19 protein-coding genes and 2 pseudogenes are annotated in these 18,013 nt (G+C 70.8%); 12 read left to right on the top strand and 9 right to left on the bottom strand.

The annotated features are described in order from the left end of the window. Positions 1 to 234: 234 nt before the first annotated feature. On the bottom strand, positions 235 to 621 hold the full coding sequence (locus IE294_RS44015; RefSeq protein WP_229918071.1) for a hypothetical protein: 387 nt from the start codon (positions 619 to 621) through the stop codon (positions 235 to 237). Between the two features lie 704 nt (positions 622 to 1,325). On the opposite strand from IE294_RS44015, the pseudogene IE294_RS44010 reads away from it, so the two are divergent. The 3 genes and pseudogenes from IE294_RS44010 to IE294_RS44000 form a co-directional block, all read left to right on the top strand. After that, positions 1,326 to 1,496: pseudogene (locus IE294_RS44010) on the top strand (transcriptional regulator); the annotation flags it as partial. A gap of 96 nt (positions 1,497 to 1,592) precedes the next feature. Next, entirely contained in the window at positions 1,593 to 1,775 is a 183-nt protein-coding gene (locus IE294_RS44005) for a hypothetical protein (protein ID WP_189894955.1), read from the top strand. 44 nt (positions 1,776 to 1,819) lie between these two features. Further along, the gene (locus IE294_RS44000; RefSeq protein ID WP_189894954.1) at positions 1,820 to 2,230 is read left to right on the top strand and encodes a DUF6415 family natural product biosynthesis protein; all 411 of its coding nucleotides are present in this window, start codon (positions 1,820 to 1,822) and stop codon (positions 2,228 to 2,230) included. A gap of 350 nt (positions 2,231 to 2,580) precedes the next feature. Here the strand turns inward: IE294_RS44000 and IE294_RS43995 are convergent, their stop codons facing one another. Beyond that, the gene (locus tag IE294_RS43995; RefSeq protein WP_229918069.1) at positions 2,581 to 3,978 is read right to left on the bottom strand and encodes an MFS transporter; all 1,398 of its coding nucleotides are present in this window, start codon (positions 3,976 to 3,978) and stop codon (positions 2,581 to 2,583) included. A 102-nt stretch (positions 3,979 to 4,080) separates the two neighbouring features. Between IE294_RS43995 and IE294_RS43990 the strand changes: the two genes are divergently transcribed. Together IE294_RS43990 and IE294_RS43985 are read left to right on the top strand one after the other, a co-directional pair. After that, positions 4,081 to 4,608, top strand: a complete 528-nt coding sequence (locus IE294_RS43990) for a winged helix-turn-helix transcriptional regulator (protein WP_229867481.1) — start codon at positions 4,081 to 4,083, stop codon at positions 4,606 to 4,608. A gap of 432 nt (positions 4,609 to 5,040) precedes the next feature. Beyond that, positions 5,041 to 5,295 carry a hypothetical protein gene (locus tag IE294_RS43985; RefSeq protein ID WP_229918067.1) on the top strand — a complete coding sequence of 85 codons (255 nt, stop codon included), beginning with the start codon at positions 5,041 to 5,043 and terminating at the stop codon, positions 5,293 to 5,295. A 127-nt stretch (positions 5,296 to 5,422) separates the two neighbouring features. Here the strand turns inward: IE294_RS43985 and IE294_RS43980 are convergent, their stop codons facing one another. Beyond that, positions 5,423 to 5,800, bottom strand: a complete 378-nt coding sequence (locus IE294_RS43980; protein WP_229918065.1) for a hypothetical protein — start codon at positions 5,798 to 5,800, stop codon at positions 5,423 to 5,425. A 113-nt stretch (positions 5,801 to 5,913) separates the two neighbouring features. Between IE294_RS43980 and IE294_RS43975 the strand changes: the two genes are divergently transcribed. Together IE294_RS43975 and IE294_RS43970 are read left to right on the top strand one after the other, a co-directional pair. After that, on the top strand, positions 5,914 to 6,885 hold the full coding sequence (locus IE294_RS43975; RefSeq protein ID WP_189894952.1) for an AlbA family DNA-binding domain-containing protein: 972 nt from the start codon (positions 5,914 to 5,916) through the stop codon (positions 6,883 to 6,885). Next, a complete protein-coding gene (locus IE294_RS43970) occupies positions 6,824 to 7,249 on the top strand; it encodes a hypothetical protein (RefSeq protein WP_189894951.1) in 426 nt (141 codons plus the stop codon). The genes IE294_RS43975 and IE294_RS43970 overlap by 62 nt, the downstream gene beginning before the upstream one ends. A 121-nt stretch (positions 7,250 to 7,370) precedes the next feature. Here the strand turns inward: IE294_RS43970 and IE294_RS43965 are convergent. From IE294_RS43965 to IE294_RS43950, 4 genes and pseudogenes are all read right to left on the bottom strand, one after another. After that, positions 7,371 to 10,046, bottom strand: a pseudogene (locus IE294_RS43965) (helicase associated domain-containing protein). After that, a complete protein-coding gene (locus tag IE294_RS43960; RefSeq protein ID WP_229918062.1) occupies positions 10,013 to 10,567 on the bottom strand; it encodes a hypothetical protein in 555 nt (184 codons plus the stop codon). Before IE294_RS43960 ends, IE294_RS43965 begins: the two are co-directional and overlap by 34 nt. Positions 10,568 to 11,217: 650 nt before the next feature. Beyond that, complete coding sequence (locus IE294_RS43955; RefSeq protein WP_189894950.1) at positions 11,218 to 11,784, bottom strand: flavoprotein; 567 nt, start codon at positions 11,782 to 11,784, stop codon at positions 11,218 to 11,220. Next, positions 11,781 to 13,022, bottom strand: a complete 1,242-nt coding sequence (locus tag IE294_RS43950) for a helix-turn-helix domain-containing protein (protein WP_189894949.1) — start codon at positions 13,020 to 13,022, stop codon at positions 11,781 to 11,783. The genes IE294_RS43955 and IE294_RS43950 overlap by 4 nt, the downstream gene beginning before the upstream one ends. Before the next feature lie 79 nt (positions 13,023 to 13,101). Between IE294_RS43950 and IE294_RS43945 the strand changes: the two genes are divergently transcribed. From IE294_RS43945 to IE294_RS43935, 3 genes are all read left to right on the top strand, one after another. Continuing rightward, positions 13,102 to 13,524 (top strand): hypothetical protein, encoded by a 423-nt coding sequence (locus IE294_RS43945; RefSeq protein WP_189894948.1) that lies wholly within the window; start codon positions 13,102 to 13,104, stop codon positions 13,522 to 13,524. Beyond that, the gene (locus tag IE294_RS43940) at positions 13,517 to 13,762 is read left to right on the top strand and encodes a hypothetical protein (RefSeq protein WP_189894947.1); all 246 of its coding nucleotides are present in this window, start codon (positions 13,517 to 13,519) and stop codon (positions 13,760 to 13,762) included. The genes IE294_RS43945 and IE294_RS43940 overlap by 8 nt, the downstream gene beginning before the upstream one ends. 155 nt (positions 13,763 to 13,917) lie before the next feature. Further along, positions 13,918 to 14,493 (top strand): transcriptional regulator, encoded by a 576-nt coding sequence (locus IE294_RS43935; RefSeq protein ID WP_189894946.1) that lies wholly within the window; start codon positions 13,918 to 13,920, stop codon positions 14,491 to 14,493. Positions 14,494 to 14,708: 215 nt separating this feature from the next. Here IE294_RS43935 and IE294_RS43930 read toward each other — a convergent pair whose 3' ends face one another. Beyond that, positions 14,709 to 15,287, bottom strand: coding sequence for a TetR/AcrR family transcriptional regulator (locus tag IE294_RS43930; RefSeq protein WP_189894945.1), 579 nt, complete (start codon positions 15,285 to 15,287; stop codon positions 14,709 to 14,711). A 71-nt stretch (positions 15,288 to 15,358) separates the two neighbouring features. Here IE294_RS43930 and IE294_RS43925 point away from each other — a divergent pair, with 71 nt between their 5' ends. After that, entirely contained in the window at positions 15,359 to 16,504 is a 1,146-nt protein-coding gene (locus tag IE294_RS43925) for an FAD-dependent monooxygenase (RefSeq protein ID WP_189894944.1), read from the top strand. Between the two features lie 108 nt (positions 16,505 to 16,612). Further along, complete coding sequence (locus IE294_RS43920) at positions 16,613 to 17,128, top strand: carboxymuconolactone decarboxylase family protein (protein ID WP_229918060.1); 516 nt, start codon at positions 16,613 to 16,615, stop codon at positions 17,126 to 17,128. A 172-nt stretch (positions 17,129 to 17,300) separates the two neighbouring features. Here the strand turns inward: IE294_RS43920 and IE294_RS43915 are convergent, their stop codons facing one another. Continuing rightward, positions 17,301 to 17,564, bottom strand: a complete 264-nt coding sequence (locus IE294_RS43915; protein WP_189894943.1) for a hypothetical protein — start codon at positions 17,562 to 17,564, stop codon at positions 17,301 to 17,303. Positions 17,565 to 18,013: the final 449 nt, after the last annotated feature.

Below are 18,013 nucleotides of genomic sequence, written 5' to 3'. Positions count from 1 at the left end.
CCTCGCCGCTACCCCGTCCTGGACTCTGCGGCCCGAGCGAGCACTCAAGTCCATGTGGCCCAGCCAGGGACGGAGCCGATACCGGCACGGCGCCCACGCCAGAGACGCTGCCGCTCAGGGGGCGCAGCGGTGAGACGAGGGCGTTCCGGGGGTGAGGCGACGATGGCTGGCGGTCAAGCAGGGTAGGCCTCGTAGGTCGACACCTGATGCGCCACCTCGGCACCGCGGCCTCCGTCAACACATCACCCGCCTTACCCTCGCTGCAGCAGTCCTCCTCGTGGTCCTCGGTGAGGAACTGCTGCGCGAAGTCGATGACGGCGCGGGCGATGCCCTCGGCCGTGTCCGGCCCGGCCTGCGCCCAGATCCGCATACGAAGGCGCGTCCGAGGGCCTCCAGGGCGAAGGTGTCCGCGCACGGCTCGCCGGCCTCCGGGCCGGGCAGCGCGGTGACCGGGACGACGATGCGTTCGGCGACGTCGACGAGCAGCTCGGGCATCCGCGGTTCGGCGCCGGCGAACTCGCGGGCGGCACCGGTGTCGTCGGCCTGGACGGCCCGGAGGTAGCTGAAGGCGCTGATGGCCGCGGGCGGGGTCATCGGGGTGAGCGGCGTGGTGTCGGGCATGTCGGCTCCTCAACGTACGGGCCGCCCCGCTGATCGCAGCGGCTTCGACAACCGGTGATCGGATCGCGGCCCTGTGGACAGAGTCCGGCGCCGACGGGGGAGAGTTCTCCCCCTTCAGGTTGATCACGATGCGGTCACGGCGGAGAGGTTCTTCAAGGGCCGGCGTCACACGAGAGCCGAGAGCCGCACCTGTAGAAGGTGAACGGCGTGATGGGCCCGCCCCACCTTCTGGGAGCACCCTGTGGTGAGCACCGCAGACGAGCCCGAGCAGCCTCTTGACCGGACCGGACAGGCCTCCTCCGCGGACCCCTCCATCACCCCCTCCGCGCCCCGCTGCCAAGAGCCGGGAGTTTCCGCGGGTCAGACCAACCGGACAGAGGGTCGCCGCAGGTCCGACAACCCTCATGTCCAAAGGCGTCCTACTCACAGGAAGAACTCGACAGAGCCCAGGCGGAGGGAGCTGCTGCAAGCGCTGGGGATCTTCCAGCGGGCTACGCCCGATCAGTTGTGGAAGCTGACCCGTCCGGACAACCGGCACGACAAGCTCACGCGGGACAACCTCCTGGATCTTCAGGACCACCACCTGGTGAGGATCGAGTTGGTACGGGAGGACCAGCGGCAGGTGTGGGTGCTGACCCGGCGAGGCCACGGCGAGGCGAAGCAGTTGCTGGAGCCGAAGGGCATACGGATCTCGGCGCTGCGCAATCCACGACGACACGATGGCCGTGGTGGAGACACTGACGGCGGAGATCAAGGTGACGCAGCCGCGCGAGCTCGCCGACTACCTGAAGGCGTTCGCCGGCCTCGCGGAGATGGCCGTCTACGGGGACGCGGCCCGCGCGCTCATCGCGGCCGCGATGGACGCCCTGGAGTGAACCTCCGCAATTCTCCGCAACTTCGTTGAGAGCGCGGACCACAGGTGCGTAGCGTCGACGGTACCGACGGACCACCAGCCGGAGAGGCGGGGCCTCATGCGCGTACACACCGACAGCACCGCCCCGGCCCCGGAGGGCCGCGGCCTTCAGTCGCCCGCCTACGGCGTCCCCTCCCCGGCCCTGCTCGCCCGCGCGGACCGCGGCTTCGCCCGGTTTCTCGGCCAGCACAACGAGGACCAGGCCGACGGAGCCGACGGCGGCGAGGACCCCCAGCGGTGACCGCCGGCCACCCGCACACGACGCTCCCGGCAGCGAGGCCCGCCATGCACACCAGCAGTCACACGGTCCTGTACGACCCCGACGGCCTGATCGAAGCCGGGCTCCCGCTCGATCGCGAACCGTACGAGTGCCTCGTCAAAGCCGTCCTCGCGTGGACCGGCGAGGACACCCTCACCGCCCGCGACTTGGAGCAGATCGCCCTCCAACTGACCGGCCACGCCCGCGCGGTCGCCGCCGACGTCCGACGCCGCGCCGACCAACTGCCCAAGGACAGCGGCCCCAAGGCGCTCGCCGACGTCGTCCTGCGCGAGGCAGAAGGCCGGCTGTCCACGACGATCGAGGGCACCGTGCACTGCGTCCAGAACCGCGCCCGCCTAGTCCGCGCCCTCTACGAACGCCTGGATCGGCTGGAGGCCGCGCTCGCATCGGAGAAGGTTGCACCAAGCGGTGGCTGAACCGTCGGCTGGACGGTTGCTTCCAGCGGGGGACCGAAGGTGGGACCGAAGGTGTGCACCCACCAAACCGGTACCGGTATGGCGCGTGAGCGGGTGCGGTGGCCGTCCGTGGTGGACCGGACGCGGGAGATCGTGAACGGGTACGCGCCGATGAAGGTCACGCTGCGCCAGGTGTTCTTTGTATGGTTTGAGGGTGTCTCACCGCTCTCACTTCTTGGCACGGCAGGGGCATGGCCGCTCCGCGTGCGAACTGATTCGGGTTCACGGGTGCCGCGCTCTTGAGAGCGCGGCCCTTTAGCGGCCCTTCGGGCGAGTGCGAGTCCCGTCCATCGACGGACGGGACTCGCTCCTCAGGCGGCGCCGGCCTTCGCGGCCTCTTCGACGTCGGCGGCCTTGGCGGCGGCCGGTCGCGGCTTGCGGACGAGCGGGACCGTCGCGCACGCGGCGAGCAGGGACGCCGCGGCGACCGCGTACCAGCCGCGCTGGAACGCGGCGACGGCGTGTCCGGGGGCCGGGGTGCCGAGGATGCCCACCAGGATCGCGACGCCGAGGACCGCGCCGATCTGGCGGCCCATCGAGGTGATGGCCGAGCCGGTGGCGAAGCGGGCCGGCGGCAGGGCGGCCGCCGACACCCCGGTCAGGACCGGGAGCGTCATGCCGACGCCGAGGCCGGTCAGCATCATGCCGGGCAGGAGCGAGGCCGCGTAGGCCGAGCCGGTGTCGAGCGTCGCGACCCACCACAGGATGCCGGCCGCGAACAGGACGGTTCCCGCCAGCGCGATGCGGCCCGCACCGAATCTGGCGACGGCGGGACCGATCCGCAACGCGACCGGTGGCACCAGCAACGGTCCCGGCGCGATGGCGAGGCCGGTGAGCAGAGCCGAGTAGCCCCACACGCCCTGGCACCACAGCACCGAGCCGAGCAGCATTCCGGCGAACGCGACGGTGAACAGCGTCAGGGCGGCTGCGGCGGACGCGAACGCCGGAACCCGGAGCAGCGGCAGCTCGATGATCGGCACGGGGTGGCGGGCCGAGCGCAGGACGAACCAGACGCCGAGCAGCACCGCGGCAGCCAGGCCGCCGAGGGTGCCGGCGCTCGCCCAACCCCAGTCAGGAGCCTTGACCAGGCTGAGCGCGAGCGTTGCGATCGATCCGCTGAGAAGGGCGGCGCCGAACAGGTCGGGCAGCGGACTCTTCTCCGCCCTGGTGCGTCCGGGCGACGGCAGCACCTTGACACCGAGCGCGATCGTCGCGATTCCCACTGGCACGTTGACGATGAACACCCAGCGCCATCCGGCCTCGACCAGCAGCCCGCCGGCCACCGGTCCGAGTCCGGCGGCGATCCCGCCGATCGACGCCCAGGCCCGCACCGCCCCGGCGCGCTTCTCGGGCGCCGTCGTGTCGAGCAGCAGCGCGAGCGACGTCGGCATCAACAGCGCGGCGCCGGCGGCCTGTACGAGCCGTGCGGCGACCAGCGTCCCGACGTTGGGAGCGAGTGCGCAGCCGACCGAGGCGAGGGTGAACACCGCCAATCCGGTCAGGAAGACCGGCTTGTGGCCGGAGCGGTCGGCGACGCGGCCGGCGACTACGAGGAGCGCCGCGAAGACGATCGCGTAGCCGTTGAGGACCCAGGAGAGGGAGCCGAGGCCGCTGCCGCCGTACGAGCGGCCGATCGCCGGGAGGGCCACGTTGACGATGAAGAGGTCGAGGTTCGACATGAAGACCGCGGCCGCGACCGTCGCGAACACGGCTCGGGACGCCCATTGTGGGTTTGAAATTCCAACTATCATGGAACCGGAGGCTAGCCGCGTAAGTTTGAAAACACAACGAACTCGGGAGATGGTGGGGACGTGACCTCGAACGCGAAACAGGGCGAGAACTTGGTTCCGCACCCCGAAGTGCCCGGTCGGCCGTGCTCCGTGGCCGCCGCGCTGCAACTCGTCGGCGAACGCTGGGCCCTCCTGGCGATCCGCGAGATCTTCTACGGCAACCAGCGCTTCGACCAGATCGTCCGCAACACCGGCGCCCCCCGCGACCGCCTCGCCGCCAGACTGCGCGCACTGGAAGAGGCGGGCGTGGTCGAGCGCCGCGCCTACAGGGAGCGCCCATTGCGCTTCGAATACCACCTCACGGAGGCCGGCCGCGATCTCGCACCGGTGATGCGCGCGCTGCTGGCCTGGGGCGATCGCTGGGCGGTGGACACTCCGCCGGTCGCCTTCCTGCATCGCGGCGGGCCCGGCTCCGGGCACGACGCCGAGCACGACCTCGATCTGACGTCGACGTGCCGGACTTGCGGTGAGGAGGTCAGGCCGGGAGGTCTCACGATCGACGTGCGGGCGCCTGGATGGGATCGGGCCGGGCCGATCGAAGGCTCCTGAATTCGGCAGCGATCAGGAGTGAAGGGGTCGCCTCGATCGGCCGGATGGGCAGCGCAGCCGCTTTGGGAGGACACCAGCCTGCTGGCTGTCTCAGGTGGGACCAAGCCTCGCCGACTTCGCAGCGACTATTCGGGACATGCCACCGGTCTTCACGCAAGGCTCATCCCTGTCTCGTGAGACAGGGAAACGGTGGAGAACACATCATGTACCGGCTGGTCTCCGAGGGCGCGCTGCCGCACACCCCGTCGATATACCGGCGGCTGTCCTCCCGGCTCGCGCAGGCCCGCCGCCAGGGACGCTTCCCGGACCTGGTCGACACCCTGCGCGAGGTCCACGTCCCGCCGGCCTGGCCGGACGCGGGCGCCTTCCTCCGCGAAGCCGACGCGTCTCCACCGGCCGGACGGCACGACGGAGACGACCCGGGCACCGGCGGTGTGGACGCTGGCACACCGCGGCTACTCCGGCAGCGGACGGCTGGACGCGTGGGCCTATGCCACCAAGCGGGAGGCCCTGCGCGAAGGAGCCGAACTGGCGATCGCCTGCGGCCTGGATGACAAGGAAGAGCAGGCACGCCGTCACTACGAAGCGGGCCGGTACCAGAAGGTTCTGGATCTCTACGAGGAGGCCAGTCCGGAGACGCATCTGCTGCGCGTGCAGGCGGCGTTCCTGCAGTTTCCCGGCTCCTGAGCCGCCACCGGCCCCCGCAGCGCCTGCGCATGGACCTCTGACGTCGACCGGACCGGCGTAGAGGGCACCGGCAGCGGGGACGGTGCCAGCGCACCGGCCGGGCGGGGTCGAGCTGTGCGGGGCGTGGTCAGTCGGCGCTCAGGCCGCTAGCGCGGGCGATGCCGTCCAACTCGTTGTAGAGGGCCTGCTGCTCGGAGACGAAGCGGCGATGGTCCTCGCGCAGCTCCTGCAGTTTCGCCGGGTCGTCGGCGGCGGAGGCTTCCACGATGGCGAAGCCGGGGCTGCCGTCGGGGCCGGGCATCTCCACGAGCCGGTGGTCCATGCGGCCGGTCAGGAGGATTGCCAGGACCGTGGCGTACTCCCGCTGCACCTCATCGGTGAACTGTGAGGCGTCACCGACGGGGCCGGCCTGATGGCCCTCGGCTATCAGGTGCGCTGTCTCGTGCACGGCCTTGGCCAGGACGTCGTACTGCGCGGGGTACATGCGTGCCTTGAGCGCCTCCATGTGAAGAGAGACGTTGTCGATCCTGCTGTCGTCCGGCCTGGAGTCGTTCGCGTCGTTCGTCTCGACATCAATTCCTGTGACACCTGTGTCGAAATCCGGCAGGATCGGACGGCATGGTCGCACTTCGCTCGCGTCGGCTTGAAGGCATCTTCGGAGCCCGGCTGGACGCTGTTTCACATGCTCAGGTCACCACGCTCGTCACGAACACCGTGACCGAATCCCACGACCTGGACTTCAAGGCGGAGCTGTACGGCCGCTCCGAAAAGTCCAAGCGCGACCTCGCGGGTGACGTGGCGGCACTCGCGAACACGAGCGGCGGGGTCCTGGTCCTCGGGATCGCGGAAGATAACCAGGCGTGGGCCACCGCAGCCCCCGAGGTGGCCCTGGACAATGCCGAACAGGACCGGATCCGGCAGATCGTCTCAGAGCTGGTCCACCCGACGCCGGTCATCGACGTGATTCCGGTGGACAACCCTCAGCGGCCCGGCCACGGGTTCCTCCTCATCGCCGTGCCACGCAGCCCCATGGCGCCACACGCCGTCAAGGTCGACAAGGGTCTGCGCTACCCCCGCCGGTACGGCACCACAACCACGTACCTGGCGGAACCACAGGTTGCAGCGGCGTACCGGGAGCGCTTCGCCGGCTTCCAGAACCGGTTCGAGGACCTGGCGAAGCTGGAAGGCCAGTTGATTGATCGACTGGACGTGTCCGACCAGACCTTCGTAGCGGTCACGCTCGTGCCCGACCTGGCCGGCGACTTCGTCCTCAACAAAAAGACACTCAACGAGTTCGAGCAGGAAGTCCGCGCCAAGGACCCCCACGTGATCCAGCGAGGCATCACCTTCCAGAACACTTCGGTCGGCAGTCGCCGTCTCATCGCCCACGGAAACTCCAACGCGGCCACGGCCACCTACCTGGCGTGCGAACTGCACCAGAGCGGCGCCGGCGCCTTCGCCGCGTTCATCGACCATCGCCGCTCAGAACAGACGGGCGCCCCGAGCACGCCGATCAGCCGGATCGGTGATGAGGACCTGGTCGTCGGCGTCTTGTTCCGGCCTGCGCTTCCTCGCCCGCCACGCCCGTGACCGCGCGGCTTCTGGTGGCAACGCGGCAGTTCGCGCGACCCTGTGGCCCGTCACCGAAGAGACCCCGGCAATCCTCGTGCAAAACCGTAGCTTCGGAGGCTCGCTGGGCCATCAGATCATCAAGCCGCCCGTCGCCACGGGCGCGTTCGACCTCGACGACCTCGCTGAAGATGGGGCACCCCTCGTGGCTGCCACATCTGCCCTCACCACAGGGCTGATCCAGCACTTCGGGTATCCCGAAACCCTGCAGACGACCTCCGACGGCACCATCCGCATCCGCTACTGGAATCAGGGCTACAGCCAGCGCGTGCAGAACTGGGCAGAGGCGCGCAATGTGCAGGTCACTCAGGAAACCGTGAGTTGAGCAGGCGAAAGCTCAGAGCCGCAGCTCGAACCTGACAGCACGAGACCCCGAGCATCTGTGGCCCGGGGTCTCTCTGCGCTCTGGGGTGTCCGACCGCTTCAACGACGTGTCAGCGGGAGCGTTACGCCCACTGCATGCCCAGCTCTCGCAGCGCGTCCAGTTGTGCCTGGGTGAGTTTGTCGCGCCGGGTTTTGGTGTTGGAGATCCATACGCCCAGCTTGACGATCACCGGTTCCATCTCGCCGTGGATCACGATCTCCTCAGCGTGGCCGCGAGGGACGGGCCGGTCCGGGCCTTCCCGTTCCACCCACTGTGCGAGGGCCGTCAGGCCTCGTTGGAAGGCCTGCTGTGCCTTGCTCCGGCCCTGCGCGGCCCGCCCAGTCGCAGGGGCGGGCGACGGCGTCTCAAGCGGCTTGATGCTCAGTGTGGAAAGCCGCTCTTGCTGTTCGGTCGACAGCTGTGTCCAGGTGCCTGGCTTGCGCTGTTGTTGGAGCCATCGTCCGATGTCGTCGCCGTCCATGAGTACGCCGGGCGCGATGTCGGGCAGGTGGCCGTCGGCGTCGACGAGGTCTGCGAGGACGCGGTAGTGGCGTTGCCAGTCCAGTGGCCAGGGGCAGTTCCAGTCCGGGTCGATGTCGGCCAGCTGCTTCGCGCGCTGCTCCGCCCGCTTGGGGTCCTTGCCCAGGCCGTCCTTCGCGCCCTTGCGGCGGAGGTTGGCCATGTGTTGCCCGACCGGCACCATCGCCTCGCCCTCGCCCCACACCGCGTCCTGACGCGGGGCGAGGTGTCCGGTGGCCCGCCGGTAGGACCGGAGTGCGGCGAGCTTGTTCTCCCATGCCTCGTCGCCGGGCTCCCACACCATCCCGGCCTCCGGCGCGTCCAGCAGCTCTTTGCGGTGCGGATCGAGTTCGCCGGCGCGCAACGTCTTGCGCTGCTGATGCACCCACCGCCCCAGCGGGAAGTCCTTGGTGACGCCGACCTCGACCTCGGTGTCGTACGGGACGGCGTTCAGGCCAGTGATCCCGTTCTCCTTACGCCAGCGGAGTAGGGCCTGGTAGCCCTCCAGCCACACCAGCGATTCCGGCCGGTAGACCCGGGTGCGCAGGAACGCGGCGATGGTCGCGGCGTCGCGTGGGCTGGAGAAGTGCAGCAGGGCGGACTCGGCCGCGGCGTCGGTGTCGTCCTGCTCCTGGTCGTCGCCGTCGCCCTCGCCGCCGGCCGCGACGATCCGCCCGTCCTCATCGCGCTGGAGGTGGACCTTGCGCTTGCCGCTGGTGAGGGCGCGGGAGGCGAGTTGCTCGACCAGGCGCTCATCGTGGCTGCGCAGGCCCTGGAGCACCGCCACGAGCGGCTTGAAGCTCGCGGAGGCGACCATGTCGGTCGGGTCCTCACCGGGCTCCAGGAACACCGGCACGATGATCCGCGCGATCTTCGTGCTGCCGTCCTTGTTGAGCCGGAGCGCGCGGCCGATGTTCTGCACGATTTCCACCTGTGAGCCGCGGGTGTCCGCGAAGCACACGGCTTCGACTCCCCGCTCGCCGGTGATGTCCACGCCCTCCCCGAGCACGCGCACGCTGGCGAGGAACGCGCGGTGGACCCGGCGCCCGGCTGCGTCGATGCCGTTGGCGAACTGCCTGATGACCTCGCGCCGCTCGGTGACGAGGTGTTCGCCGCACAGCCACGCCGACCACACCCGGTCCGGGGGTACGTGGCGGCCGGCCTCCAGCTCGTAGAACTCCGCGTCGATGGAGGACTTCGGCAGCTTGTCGGCGGCGGCCAGGTCGTCGTCCGTGGCGTCGTTGACGTACAGCTCGGCGGCGGTCTCGGGCAGCTTGTCCGCGAACGCGGCGGCTTCCTCCACCTTCTGGTGGAACGTCATGACGGTCTTCAGGTTCCACTTCGCCGCGTGCTCCAGGAGCCCGGTCTGCAGGAGCGCCAGACGCCGGCCGCGCCGCGCCTCCTCCGACTCCCCAAGGACGGGGGAGGGGTCGCGGATCTCCAGGACGTCGATCTCGAACCCGGCGAGGATCTCGCGCTCGATCGCCTCCGAGAGCCCGAGCTCGGCGAGCCACGCGCCGTACGTGCCCTCCGGATCATCGGCCATGGTCGCGATCTCCGCCTCCTGGCCGCCGGTGCCCTTCTGCGGGCGGGCCGCGGCGAGGATGCGCGGGGTGGCGGTGAGGTAGAGCCGGAAGTCCGCCGGGATGCGGGCGTTGTCGTGGATCGCCGCCCACGGCCGGCCAAGATCACCGGCGGTTCCGTGGGCCTCATCGACGATGGCAAGGTCGAAGCCCGCCACGCGCTGCCCGTACAGCCGCTCGCCACCCGCCAGAGCGGCCTCCAGCGGCCCGCGAACCTTCCGCTGGCCCTCGGGTGCGTCGATGTCCTCGCGGTCCACCAGGGAGGCGTACGTGGCGAACACGACGACCGGCCCGGACCCGGCCCACAGGGCGAGCTGGATCGGGTTGGTGGTGGTCCGCATGCCCAGCTCCTTCAGCACCGGGTCGTTCTCCAGCGAGCACACGGCGACCATCGGCGCCCGGTGACCGACCAGGCGTCATGCCTGGGCGGTCTGCGCGAGCAGGTCCAGGGTGGGCACGGTCACGAGGATCCGGCCGTCCGCGAAGCTCTCCAGCGCGCAGGCGGCGGCCGTGATCGTCTTGCCCGAGCCGGTCGCTGACACGATCGTGCCCCGGGCACCCTGCGGGGGCACAGATGACCTTGCAGGGAATCCCACCCACCTGCGAAACGCGGAACGCTGATCTACCTGGTGTTCCTTGAGCTGAATCGCTGACATTTCCTTGCCTCCCCGAGCGTGAATGTCTGTAGTCGTTTAGAAGGCCGCGTGCGGAATGCAGGCCGCGCCCGAGTCGTTCCAGATCGACGCATCGCCTTGTGCCAGCCGCCGGGCTTTCCGTCCTTGAAGGGCGGCTTGTCGTCCGGGTCGTAGTGCCCGGCATCGAGAGTGCAGAGGATGACGTCCCCGTCGCTGTTCACCGTCCGCGCCGTGCACAGACTGCCGGCCTCGCCCAACGCCTCCAGCATCCGCCGCCGCGCCGTGGTGTGCGGGTGGGTATGCGGCAGCACGCTCTCCCGGACGAACTTCTCCAGCCGCACCAAGTCCGCCCGCTCACGCTGCCTCACGTCCGCGATGTCTACGGCCAGTTCAGCGGCCCCAGCCGACCGGCCGCCGCGCCGGGACCACTCCCGGTCCGCGATGCCCACCAGGGCCTCGCTCACGGCCCTCACGCCGTCATCCCACCCGTCCGCGAACAGCGAGCCCCGAGAGGCCGGCGCCGTGCCGTCCAGCTCCACCACCGTGCGAGGAGAGCCGAAAAGTCGGCCTCCACTCCAAGTAGCAGCGATGGAACCCCACGGTTCCGTCGTGAGGGTGTGGTGCAGAGCAACCTGCGGCATCAACTCCAAGCTGCGGCGATGGAACCCTACGGTTCCATCGAACGAGGGAGCCTGTGGACGCCGACCCTTCCTCAGTGGCAACAGGACTGCCGAGGGTGCGCTGTTCTTTTGACGATGCGCGGGAGTGCGCCCCGCCAGCAGAGGGAGGACCGCCGCGTGCCCTTGCGGCTTCGCCCGGTTCATGTGTGACTTGGAGCGTCCAACCAGTTGGGCAGCCCGTCCTTACGGAGGCTGACGACGGTGGGGTCCTCGCCTGCCCCTGCGCAAGGCAAGCGTCGGCACCCCCGGCGTCGATGGGCACCTCTGGGAGGAGTTGGACGCCCGGCCGGTGCCGCTCGTGCGGCACCGGCCGGGGTTGTGCCGACGCAACACCCGTTAGCCCCGTCGCGTGCCCCCGGCACCAGCCTCGATCTGATGATCGGGGTCCTGCCCGGCCGTCGATGTGCGGCAGTACCCCCCGGGGGCCTCCTTTCAGCACGCCTGTGGGCGCCGATCTCCGGCGGGCTGACGGAACCCTTGCCAAACAGGGAGATCGGCATCCACGGCGCCGTTCAGGGCCCCTGGAGGGCGGAGTGCAGGGCGTCCAGTGCCGTATCCCACGGGTAGGCGTTCACGTTTCCGTGTTTCGGGCGGTGTGGTGTGAAGCCGGTTGGCTCCTGGTGGTCGTTGAGCAGGACGCGGACGCCTGCGGTGCGCAGGGTTGTCACGGCGCGGGGGAGTGCGGGGTGTTGGGCTTGTGCCGAGTTGATGTACGGCAGGGCCACGACTGGCAGGTCGAGGCCGAGTGCTTCGGTGAGCAGGCCGAGGGCGAGTGTGTCGGCGTGTCCGTCGGCCCATTTGGTCAGGGTGTTCAGGGTGGCCGGCGCGGCCAGCAGTGCGTCCGGGTCGGGCAGTACGTCTGCCTGTGACGGGAGTTTGTACTGGTGCCGGATGGGGTGGCTGGTGAGCGCGTGCAGGGCCTCCAGTTCCCCGTCACCGTCCTCGGTGGCCCATCGGTGGGCGGAGGGGGTGAGGATGAGGCAGACGGTCCAGCCGCGGGCCTGTGCGGCGCGGATACCGGTGTCGACGTGGCGGGCGGGCGGGGCGGCGCTGGAGATCAGATACAGGGTGCGTGTCACCCGGGCAGTCCACAGCGCCCGGCCAGTGCGCGCAAGCGGCTCTCGGCGCGTCCGACACCCAACAGGCCGAGATCCTGCACGAGTTGGTGTGTGCGCGGTCGGCGCAGCACTTCCTCACGGGCTTCGGTCTCGGCGTCCAGCAGCGCGGTCACGGCCTGCTCACGCTGTCCGTCGAGGGTGTAGGCGTGGGCAAGGTCGACCAGGCGGTGCGCGCGCCTCTCGCGGGGCAGCCCGGCGACATCGGCCTTGGACATGCCCAGGGCCACGTCGACCCCTTCGGCTCCCTCGGCGAGCTGAACGTGGGCGGCGAGCCGGTACAGCGCGACGTTCGCGGCGCAGAACGCGGACCACAGGGCATTGTGGGCGCCCGTGTCGCCGAGTTGTTCGGCGTACTCGTCGGCCTGGTCGAGCAGGCCGGGCACGGCGCGCGTGGCGGCGGCGGCCCGGCGGCTGTCGGCCTGCTCGGCGGCGGTGGCCTGTGCCATCGCCGCCTTGAGGTAGAGCGCGCCGAGCGTGCTCAGGCCCTCGGGCCCGGCGCGCAGCAGGTCGGGGGCGAGGCGGGCGGCGGCTGCGGTGGCGAACTCGGCGGCGGCGGCAGGCTGCCCATGGTGGGTCATGGCGTCAGCGTGGTGCCGCGCGGCGGTCGCCATGATGACCGGCGCCCCGGAGCGTTCGGCGGCGATCACGGCGCGGTGCCCGGCCAGGTACGCCACGTCCCCGCTGCCAATCTTGATCGCGGTCGCCTCGGCGAGGCACAACGCCATCGACAGCGCCCGGTAGGCGGCGAGTTGATCATCGCCGGTATGCCGGGCGGCGCGGGTCGCCTCGGTGATCAGATCGGGGACCAGGCGCCCGAGGCTGCCGATCGCCCCGGCCTGGAAGGCATCCCACCCGTGAGCGACACGGCGGCGCAGCGCGGCGACATCGAGCCGGCCGGAGCCCTCGGCGCATCCCGTGATCACGTCGTACCGCTGGAGTACCGCCCGGATCACCTCCAACTCGACCGGATCGACGCTCGACGTCTCGGGGCCCTCCCGCAACAGCCACTCCAGCGGGATGCGCAGCGCGCGGGCAGACTCCTCCAGCACGCTCAGCCGAGGATCAGCCTGACGCTCCCCCAGCTCCAGCGCCTGGACACTGCGCCGGCCCCTGCCCATGAGCGCGCCCAACTCCGCCTGTGTAAGGCGCCTGCGCTCCCGCCAGTACGCGATACGCCGACCGATGACACGAGCGTCCATCTGAGAATCTCCGGGCCCGGACCACGATGCACACACTCCGTGTGCCTACAGACCGTTGTACTCGCCCTACCGTCCGCATATGGCCACAACCGAGCACATCACCCGTGAGGAGACGACCACGCCCGCCGTGCGCCCCGACCCGTGCTCCGCCGTGCTGTACGTCTGCGCGGAGCGCGGCATCTACCTCCCGGAACTCCCGGCGGCGCGTGCCGAGGAGGAAGGCCGCGCGTACGCGTGGACGCGCGGCTGGCGGGTCGCGGAGGTGATCCACGACCCGACCACCGAGGACCCCGAACCGCTGCACCGTACGGGGTGGCGACGGGTACGCACACTGGCGGCAGCGGGCACGGCCGCCACCGTCATCGTGCGCTGGCCCGCCGTGATCGCCCCCGACTCGGCAGCCGACCTGCGCCACCGTGAGACCCGCTGGCTCCAGGAGCGGGGCGTACAGGTGCGGTACTCGTGGGAGCCGCTCGCGCAGCAGGAGACGCGCCGTGGCTAGCGGCACGGACGCCCTGCTGCACCACCGCCACCCGTGGATCGGCCGGGCGGTCCTGGACACCGCGACCGGCCGCAGAGGCATCCTGCGCGCCGTCGCCCCCCTCCCCGAGGGCACACGCCCGGTCGCCTGGCTCGCACCCGCCGCCGGCGGACGCGAGTGGACCACCAGCCTCGGCGCCCTGTCCGACCCCGCCCCGGTCACCCCCGACACCCACCCGGCACGCCATGATGAGCCATGACGCGGTGGCGACCCTCGCCCTGGTCGTCGTCACCGACGCCGGTGAGCGCCCGTCTCTAGTCTCGCCCCGGTGCTCCGGGCGGGGCGGGGCGGGAAAGGTGCTCAGATCGGCGCACAGGATCGCAGTACGCGACAGATGAGGGAGGGATCCGGCTCATGCCGGAACGCAACATCGAGTTCGGGGCATTCGGCGCGCGCGGCATCAAGGGCCATGAGGCCGTCGCCCGGCAGCTTGACGCGCTTGCCGGCTTCATCGCCACACCCGTCACGGTCCGGCGCGGCCTGCTGGCCCGCCTGCACTACCTCACCCGCACCGACCACGCCCGCGCCGCTGCCCGCGAGGCGGGCCTGACGGTCACCGACCGCACCCTGAGGGCCTGGCTGGAGGGGCGACGCTCCCCGTCCCGGCAGAACCTGGCGCGCATCGAGGCCGCCTACCGCGCGGTGCGCCGGCGCAACGTCGCCCGCAGCCTGCTGGCCCGCCTCAACCGCGCCGGCCGCGGGACCCGGGTGGAGTTCCACCCGCTCAACCAGTCCCAGGTCCCCCGGCCGAGGCAGCGGGCGCTGAGCTACCGCACGCTCAACGTCCGGCACTGGGACCGGATCGTCGCCGCGTGGGCGGCCGGCGACGACGCGGCCCTGGACGACGCCTGGGTAAGCGACGCGGTCGTGGACCTCGGCTCGGAGTGGGGCCAGTACGAGTACGTCACCAACATCGGCTTCGCCGCCTGACCCAGGGGCGCGCGACACCCCCGGGAAGCGCGCTGTGCGACTGTCTCCCGCGTTTTCGTTCCGCCCAGCTCGCCCTGGTGGGCGAGGGGGCCTGCTCGTACTTCCCCGGCAAGCAGTTCCTGGACTGGAAGCTGGACGACCCGGTCGGCCAGGGCGTCGACGAGGCAGCAGAGGTCCGAGAAGCCGACCGGAACCGCTCTGCGGCTGTCGCCGCTTCAGGACGTCTCGGGTCCGAGCAGGGCGTTCAGGAGTGCGTCGGCTTGCTCACGCAGTTCGGCCCGCCCGGGAGGGTTGGCCCGACCGGAGCCTGCTGTGGCGTTGAACAGGATTCCGTCGCTCCAGGCGACGAGGCGGTGTGCGGCGTGCAGCGGGTCGGCGGCACCGGCGGCGGCAAGGAGGTCCGCCGTGAGGCCGATGAAGCCCTGCCCGAGGGCGTCGTAGCGGACCCGGAGTTCGGGTCTGCGAGTGGCTTCGAGGGCGAGTTCGAGACGCGCCAGAGTGAGGGGGCGGCCGCTGGTGAGTGCCGTGTGCAGGCCCTCGACAAGGGTCTCACGCAGCCCCACGCGCGGAGACTGCGCAGATGGGGATGCGCTGAAGCCAGCCGTCTCCCGCTCGGCGAGGCGAGTGAGCGCGGCCTCCAGCAATGCGGCGCGGGTGCGGGCGTGGTTGGAGGTGGTGCCAGGCGGCAGGCCGGCCCGGTCGTCCACGGCGCGGTGGGTGAGCCCGCGTGCCCCCTTCTCGGCGAGCAGGGCGATGGCGGTGTCGGCGATCAGCGCGGCGCGCAGCGTTCTCATGGGTCCGATCATCCACCATACGCACTACAGACGTAGTACTGTCACTACATCTGTAGTGAAGGGGGTGTGCCATGGCGGCACGACGGCCAGCTGCGGTGATCGGCGCAGGAATCGGCGGACTTTCCGCCGCGCTCGCCCTGCACCAGCACGGCTGGGAGGTGACGGTCTTCGAGCGCGCGGCCGCGCTGGAGGCGGTCGGATCGGGCCTCGGCGTAGCGCCCAACGCGCTACGGGCCCTGGACGTCCTCGGCGTCGGCAACGAGGTGCGCACCATGGCCGCCCGACAGGGGGGCGGAGGTCTGCGCAGCGCCTCGGGCCGCTGGCTGGCGCGGACCGACCTGGCCAGGATCGAGCAGGCATTCGACGATCCGGTGGCTGTTGTCCCCCGTCCGTCACTGATCGGTCTGCTGGCCGACCGTCTGCCGTCCGGTGTGCTGCGGACCTCTACGCCGGCCCGCGTCGTCGACGCGGGCTCCGAGGAACAGCCGGCACGCATACGCACGGGGGCAGGCGAGTTCGAGGCGGATCTCGTGGTCTCAGCCGACGGTATCCATTCCGCGACCCGCGCCGCTCTCTTCCCCCGCCACCCCGGACCGCGCTACAGCGGCTTCACCGCCTGGCGCACCGTCGTCCCCTCGCCGACGCAGCCCGTGCCGTTCGGCGAGACGTGGGGCCGCGGTGCCCTCGTCGGCGTGGCGCCCCTACCGGACCGGCGTCTCTACCTTTACGCCGCCGCACTCGCCCCCGCCGGACAGACCGCGCCTGACGGCGACGAGCGCCTGGAACTCCTGCGCCGCTTCGGCCGATGGTGCACTCCGATACCCGAGCTGCTCGCCACCGCCACCACCGCGGTACTGCGCAACGACCTGTACGAGATTGCCAAACCCCTTCCGGCCTACCACGCCGGCCGGGTGGCCCTGCTGGGGGACGCCGCGCACGCCATGACACCGTTCCTTGGCCAGGGTGCCTGCCAGGCAGTCGAAGACGCAGTAGTCCTGGCACGCGCACGTGACCTCGCCTCCTACACCGCCGCCCGCCAGCCCCGCGCCACCGACATCGCCAATCGCTCCCGGCGCGTCGCCCGCGCGGTCGCCGTCCGGAACCGACCGGCCGTCCTGGTCCGTGACCTCGGCCTCGCCCTCACCGGCCGGCTCCCGCTCACCCGCACAGCCGCGCCGTTGTACAACTGGAGCCCGCCGAGCACCGATAACGCCTGAAGCCCCGGCGGTCGCCCCGCGGACACCGCCGCCCGGTAGCCCGCGCGTACCAGCGACCACGGCAGCCGATCGCAATCCTCCACCCCCGAGCGACACGCGAGGGAAACCATGACCGCCCATGTCCACCGTCGTGAACAGGGGTACCCAATGCAGGCACGGATGGCAGACGTGTACCGCCTTGCGCCCGAGGGCTACCAGGCGATGACCGCGCTTGAACAGTTCCTGCAGGGCAGCGGCGTCCCGCAGCACATCCTGGAACTCGTCAGACTGCGGACCGGCCAGATCAACGGGTGCGGAACTTGCGTGGACCTGCACGCGCACCGGGCCCATGAGTCAGGCGAAACCGACGAACGCCAGTGGGCCGTGGCTGCATCGCGCGAGACGCCGTACTTCACCGACCAGGAACGCGCCGCCCTCGCACTGGCAGAAGCGGCCACCCGCATCGCCGACAACCCGGACGGCGTGCCCGACCAGGTCTGGGACGAAGCCGCCGAGCACTTCGACGATTCGAGCCTGGCGGCCTTGGTGATGGCCATCGCATCGGCCAACGCATGGAACCGCATCAACGTCACCACCCGCAGAATTGCCGGCACCTACCGCGGAACCGGCCTCCGCAAGCCATAACTCGCACCTGCCGCCGGCGGGCGCGAGTGGACCACCAGCCTCGGCGCCCTGTCCGACCCCGCGCCGATCACCCCCGACACCCACCCGGGCACGCCATGATGAGCCGTGACGCGGTGGCGACCCTCGCCCTGGTCGTCGTCACCGACGCCGGTGATCCGCGACCACCACCGGCTCAAGGACGGCGCCGCCCAGCTCGGCGCCACCGGCCCGGCGCGGCCGCACCCATGGCTACCGGCAGATGCTGCCCGGCCGGAGCGGGGCCCGCCCCGAGGGCGCGGCGTCCGGCGGCAGGCCGCGCGGGTTTCGGCTCGGCGGCCGGGACGGACGCGAGGCGTTCGGCGGCGAGCTGCGCGCGCGGCGCCGGCGGATCGGCGTCTGGTGTGCGGGACGGCTCGGCGGTGGCGGGTCCGGTGCCCAGCGGGCGGCGCTCGGTCATCGCCCGATCATCCCGGCAGGGCGGGGGCTCCCGTCAGGCGGTTACCGGTTACAGACCGGTGAGTGTGCTGGCTCGCGCTGCTCAGAGCGCTCCGGGGCGGTTCCTTCCGGGCCTGTAACCGGTAACCGGTAACTGGCCGGCCATGACGGGTCCGGAGGTGGCTTGGGAGGGTGGTCCTGCCCCGCCGCTCCGTGGTCCTCGGCGTGGTTACTCCTTACCGACCGCCTGCCGGGGAATGGCCGGTCACCCTACTCCCGGAGGCCGATTGTGTCGTCCCCCTCCGGTCGGTCCAAAGGGCACCCAAAAGGGCACGCATCGCTGACCTTCACACCGCCCGAGGAGCCATACAAGAGGTGTGAAAGCGCTGGTCAGATGGTCTTGCGGGGCTAGGGTCTGTTGCGAAAGTGGATCTTGTTCGTTGATGATCACGTCCTGTGGGACGTGGGGAT

Source organism: Streptomyces canarius (genome assembly GCF_014650735.1).
GTDB classification, from domain to species: domain Bacteria; phylum Actinomycetota; class Actinomycetes; order Streptomycetales; family Streptomycetaceae; genus Streptomyces; species Streptomyces olivaceoviridis.
The sequence above is the reverse complement of the archived record's forward strand: the minus strand, read 5'-3'. Positions and strand labels throughout refer to the sequence as shown.

Excerpts from the sequence above, each read along its gene's own strand:
- IE294_RS44015 (WP_229918071.1), bottom strand. The coding sequence starts at position 621 with ATGCCCGACACCACGCCGCTCACCCCGATGACCCCGCCCGCGGCCATC.
- IE294_RS44005 (WP_189894955.1), top strand. The coding sequence starts at position 1,593 with ATGCGCGTACACACCGACAGCACCGCCCCGGCCCCGGAGGGCCGCGGC.
- IE294_RS44000 (WP_189894954.1), top strand. The coding sequence starts at position 1,820 with ATGCACACCAGCAGTCACACGGTCCTGTACGACCCCGACGGCCTGATC.
- IE294_RS43980 (WP_229918065.1), bottom strand. The coding sequence starts at position 5,800 with ATGGAGGCGCTCAAGGCACGCATGTACCCCGCGCAGTACGACGTCCTG.
- IE294_RS43975 (WP_189894952.1), top strand. The coding sequence starts at position 5,914 with ATGGTCGCACTTCGCTCGCGTCGGCTTGAAGGCATCTTCGGAGCCCGG.
- IE294_RS43970 (WP_189894951.1), top strand. The coding sequence starts at position 6,824 with ATGAGGACCTGGTCGTCGGCGTCTTGTTCCGGCCTGCGCTTCCTCGCC.
- IE294_RS43950 (WP_189894949.1), bottom strand. The coding sequence starts at position 13,022 with ATGGACGCTCGTGTCATCGGTCGGCGTATCGCGTACTGGCGGGAGCGC.
- IE294_RS43945 (WP_189894948.1), top strand. The coding sequence starts at position 13,102 with ATGGCCACAACCGAGCACATCACCCGTGAGGAGACGACCACGCCCGCC.
- IE294_RS43935 (WP_189894946.1), top strand. The coding sequence starts at position 13,918 with ATGCCGGAACGCAACATCGAGTTCGGGGCATTCGGCGCGCGCGGCATC.
- IE294_RS43930 (WP_189894945.1), bottom strand. The coding sequence starts at position 15,287 with ATGAGAACGCTGCGCGCCGCGCTGATCGCCGACACCGCCATCGCCCTG.
- IE294_RS43925 (WP_189894944.1), top strand. The coding sequence starts at position 15,359 with ATGGCGGCACGACGGCCAGCTGCGGTGATCGGCGCAGGAATCGGCGGA.
- IE294_RS43920 (WP_229918060.1), top strand. The coding sequence starts at position 16,613 with ATGACCGCCCATGTCCACCGTCGTGAACAGGGGTACCCAATGCAGGCA.
- IE294_RS43915 (WP_189894943.1), bottom strand. The coding sequence starts at position 17,564 with ATGACCGAGCGCCGCCCGCTGGGCACCGGACCCGCCACCGCCGAGCCG.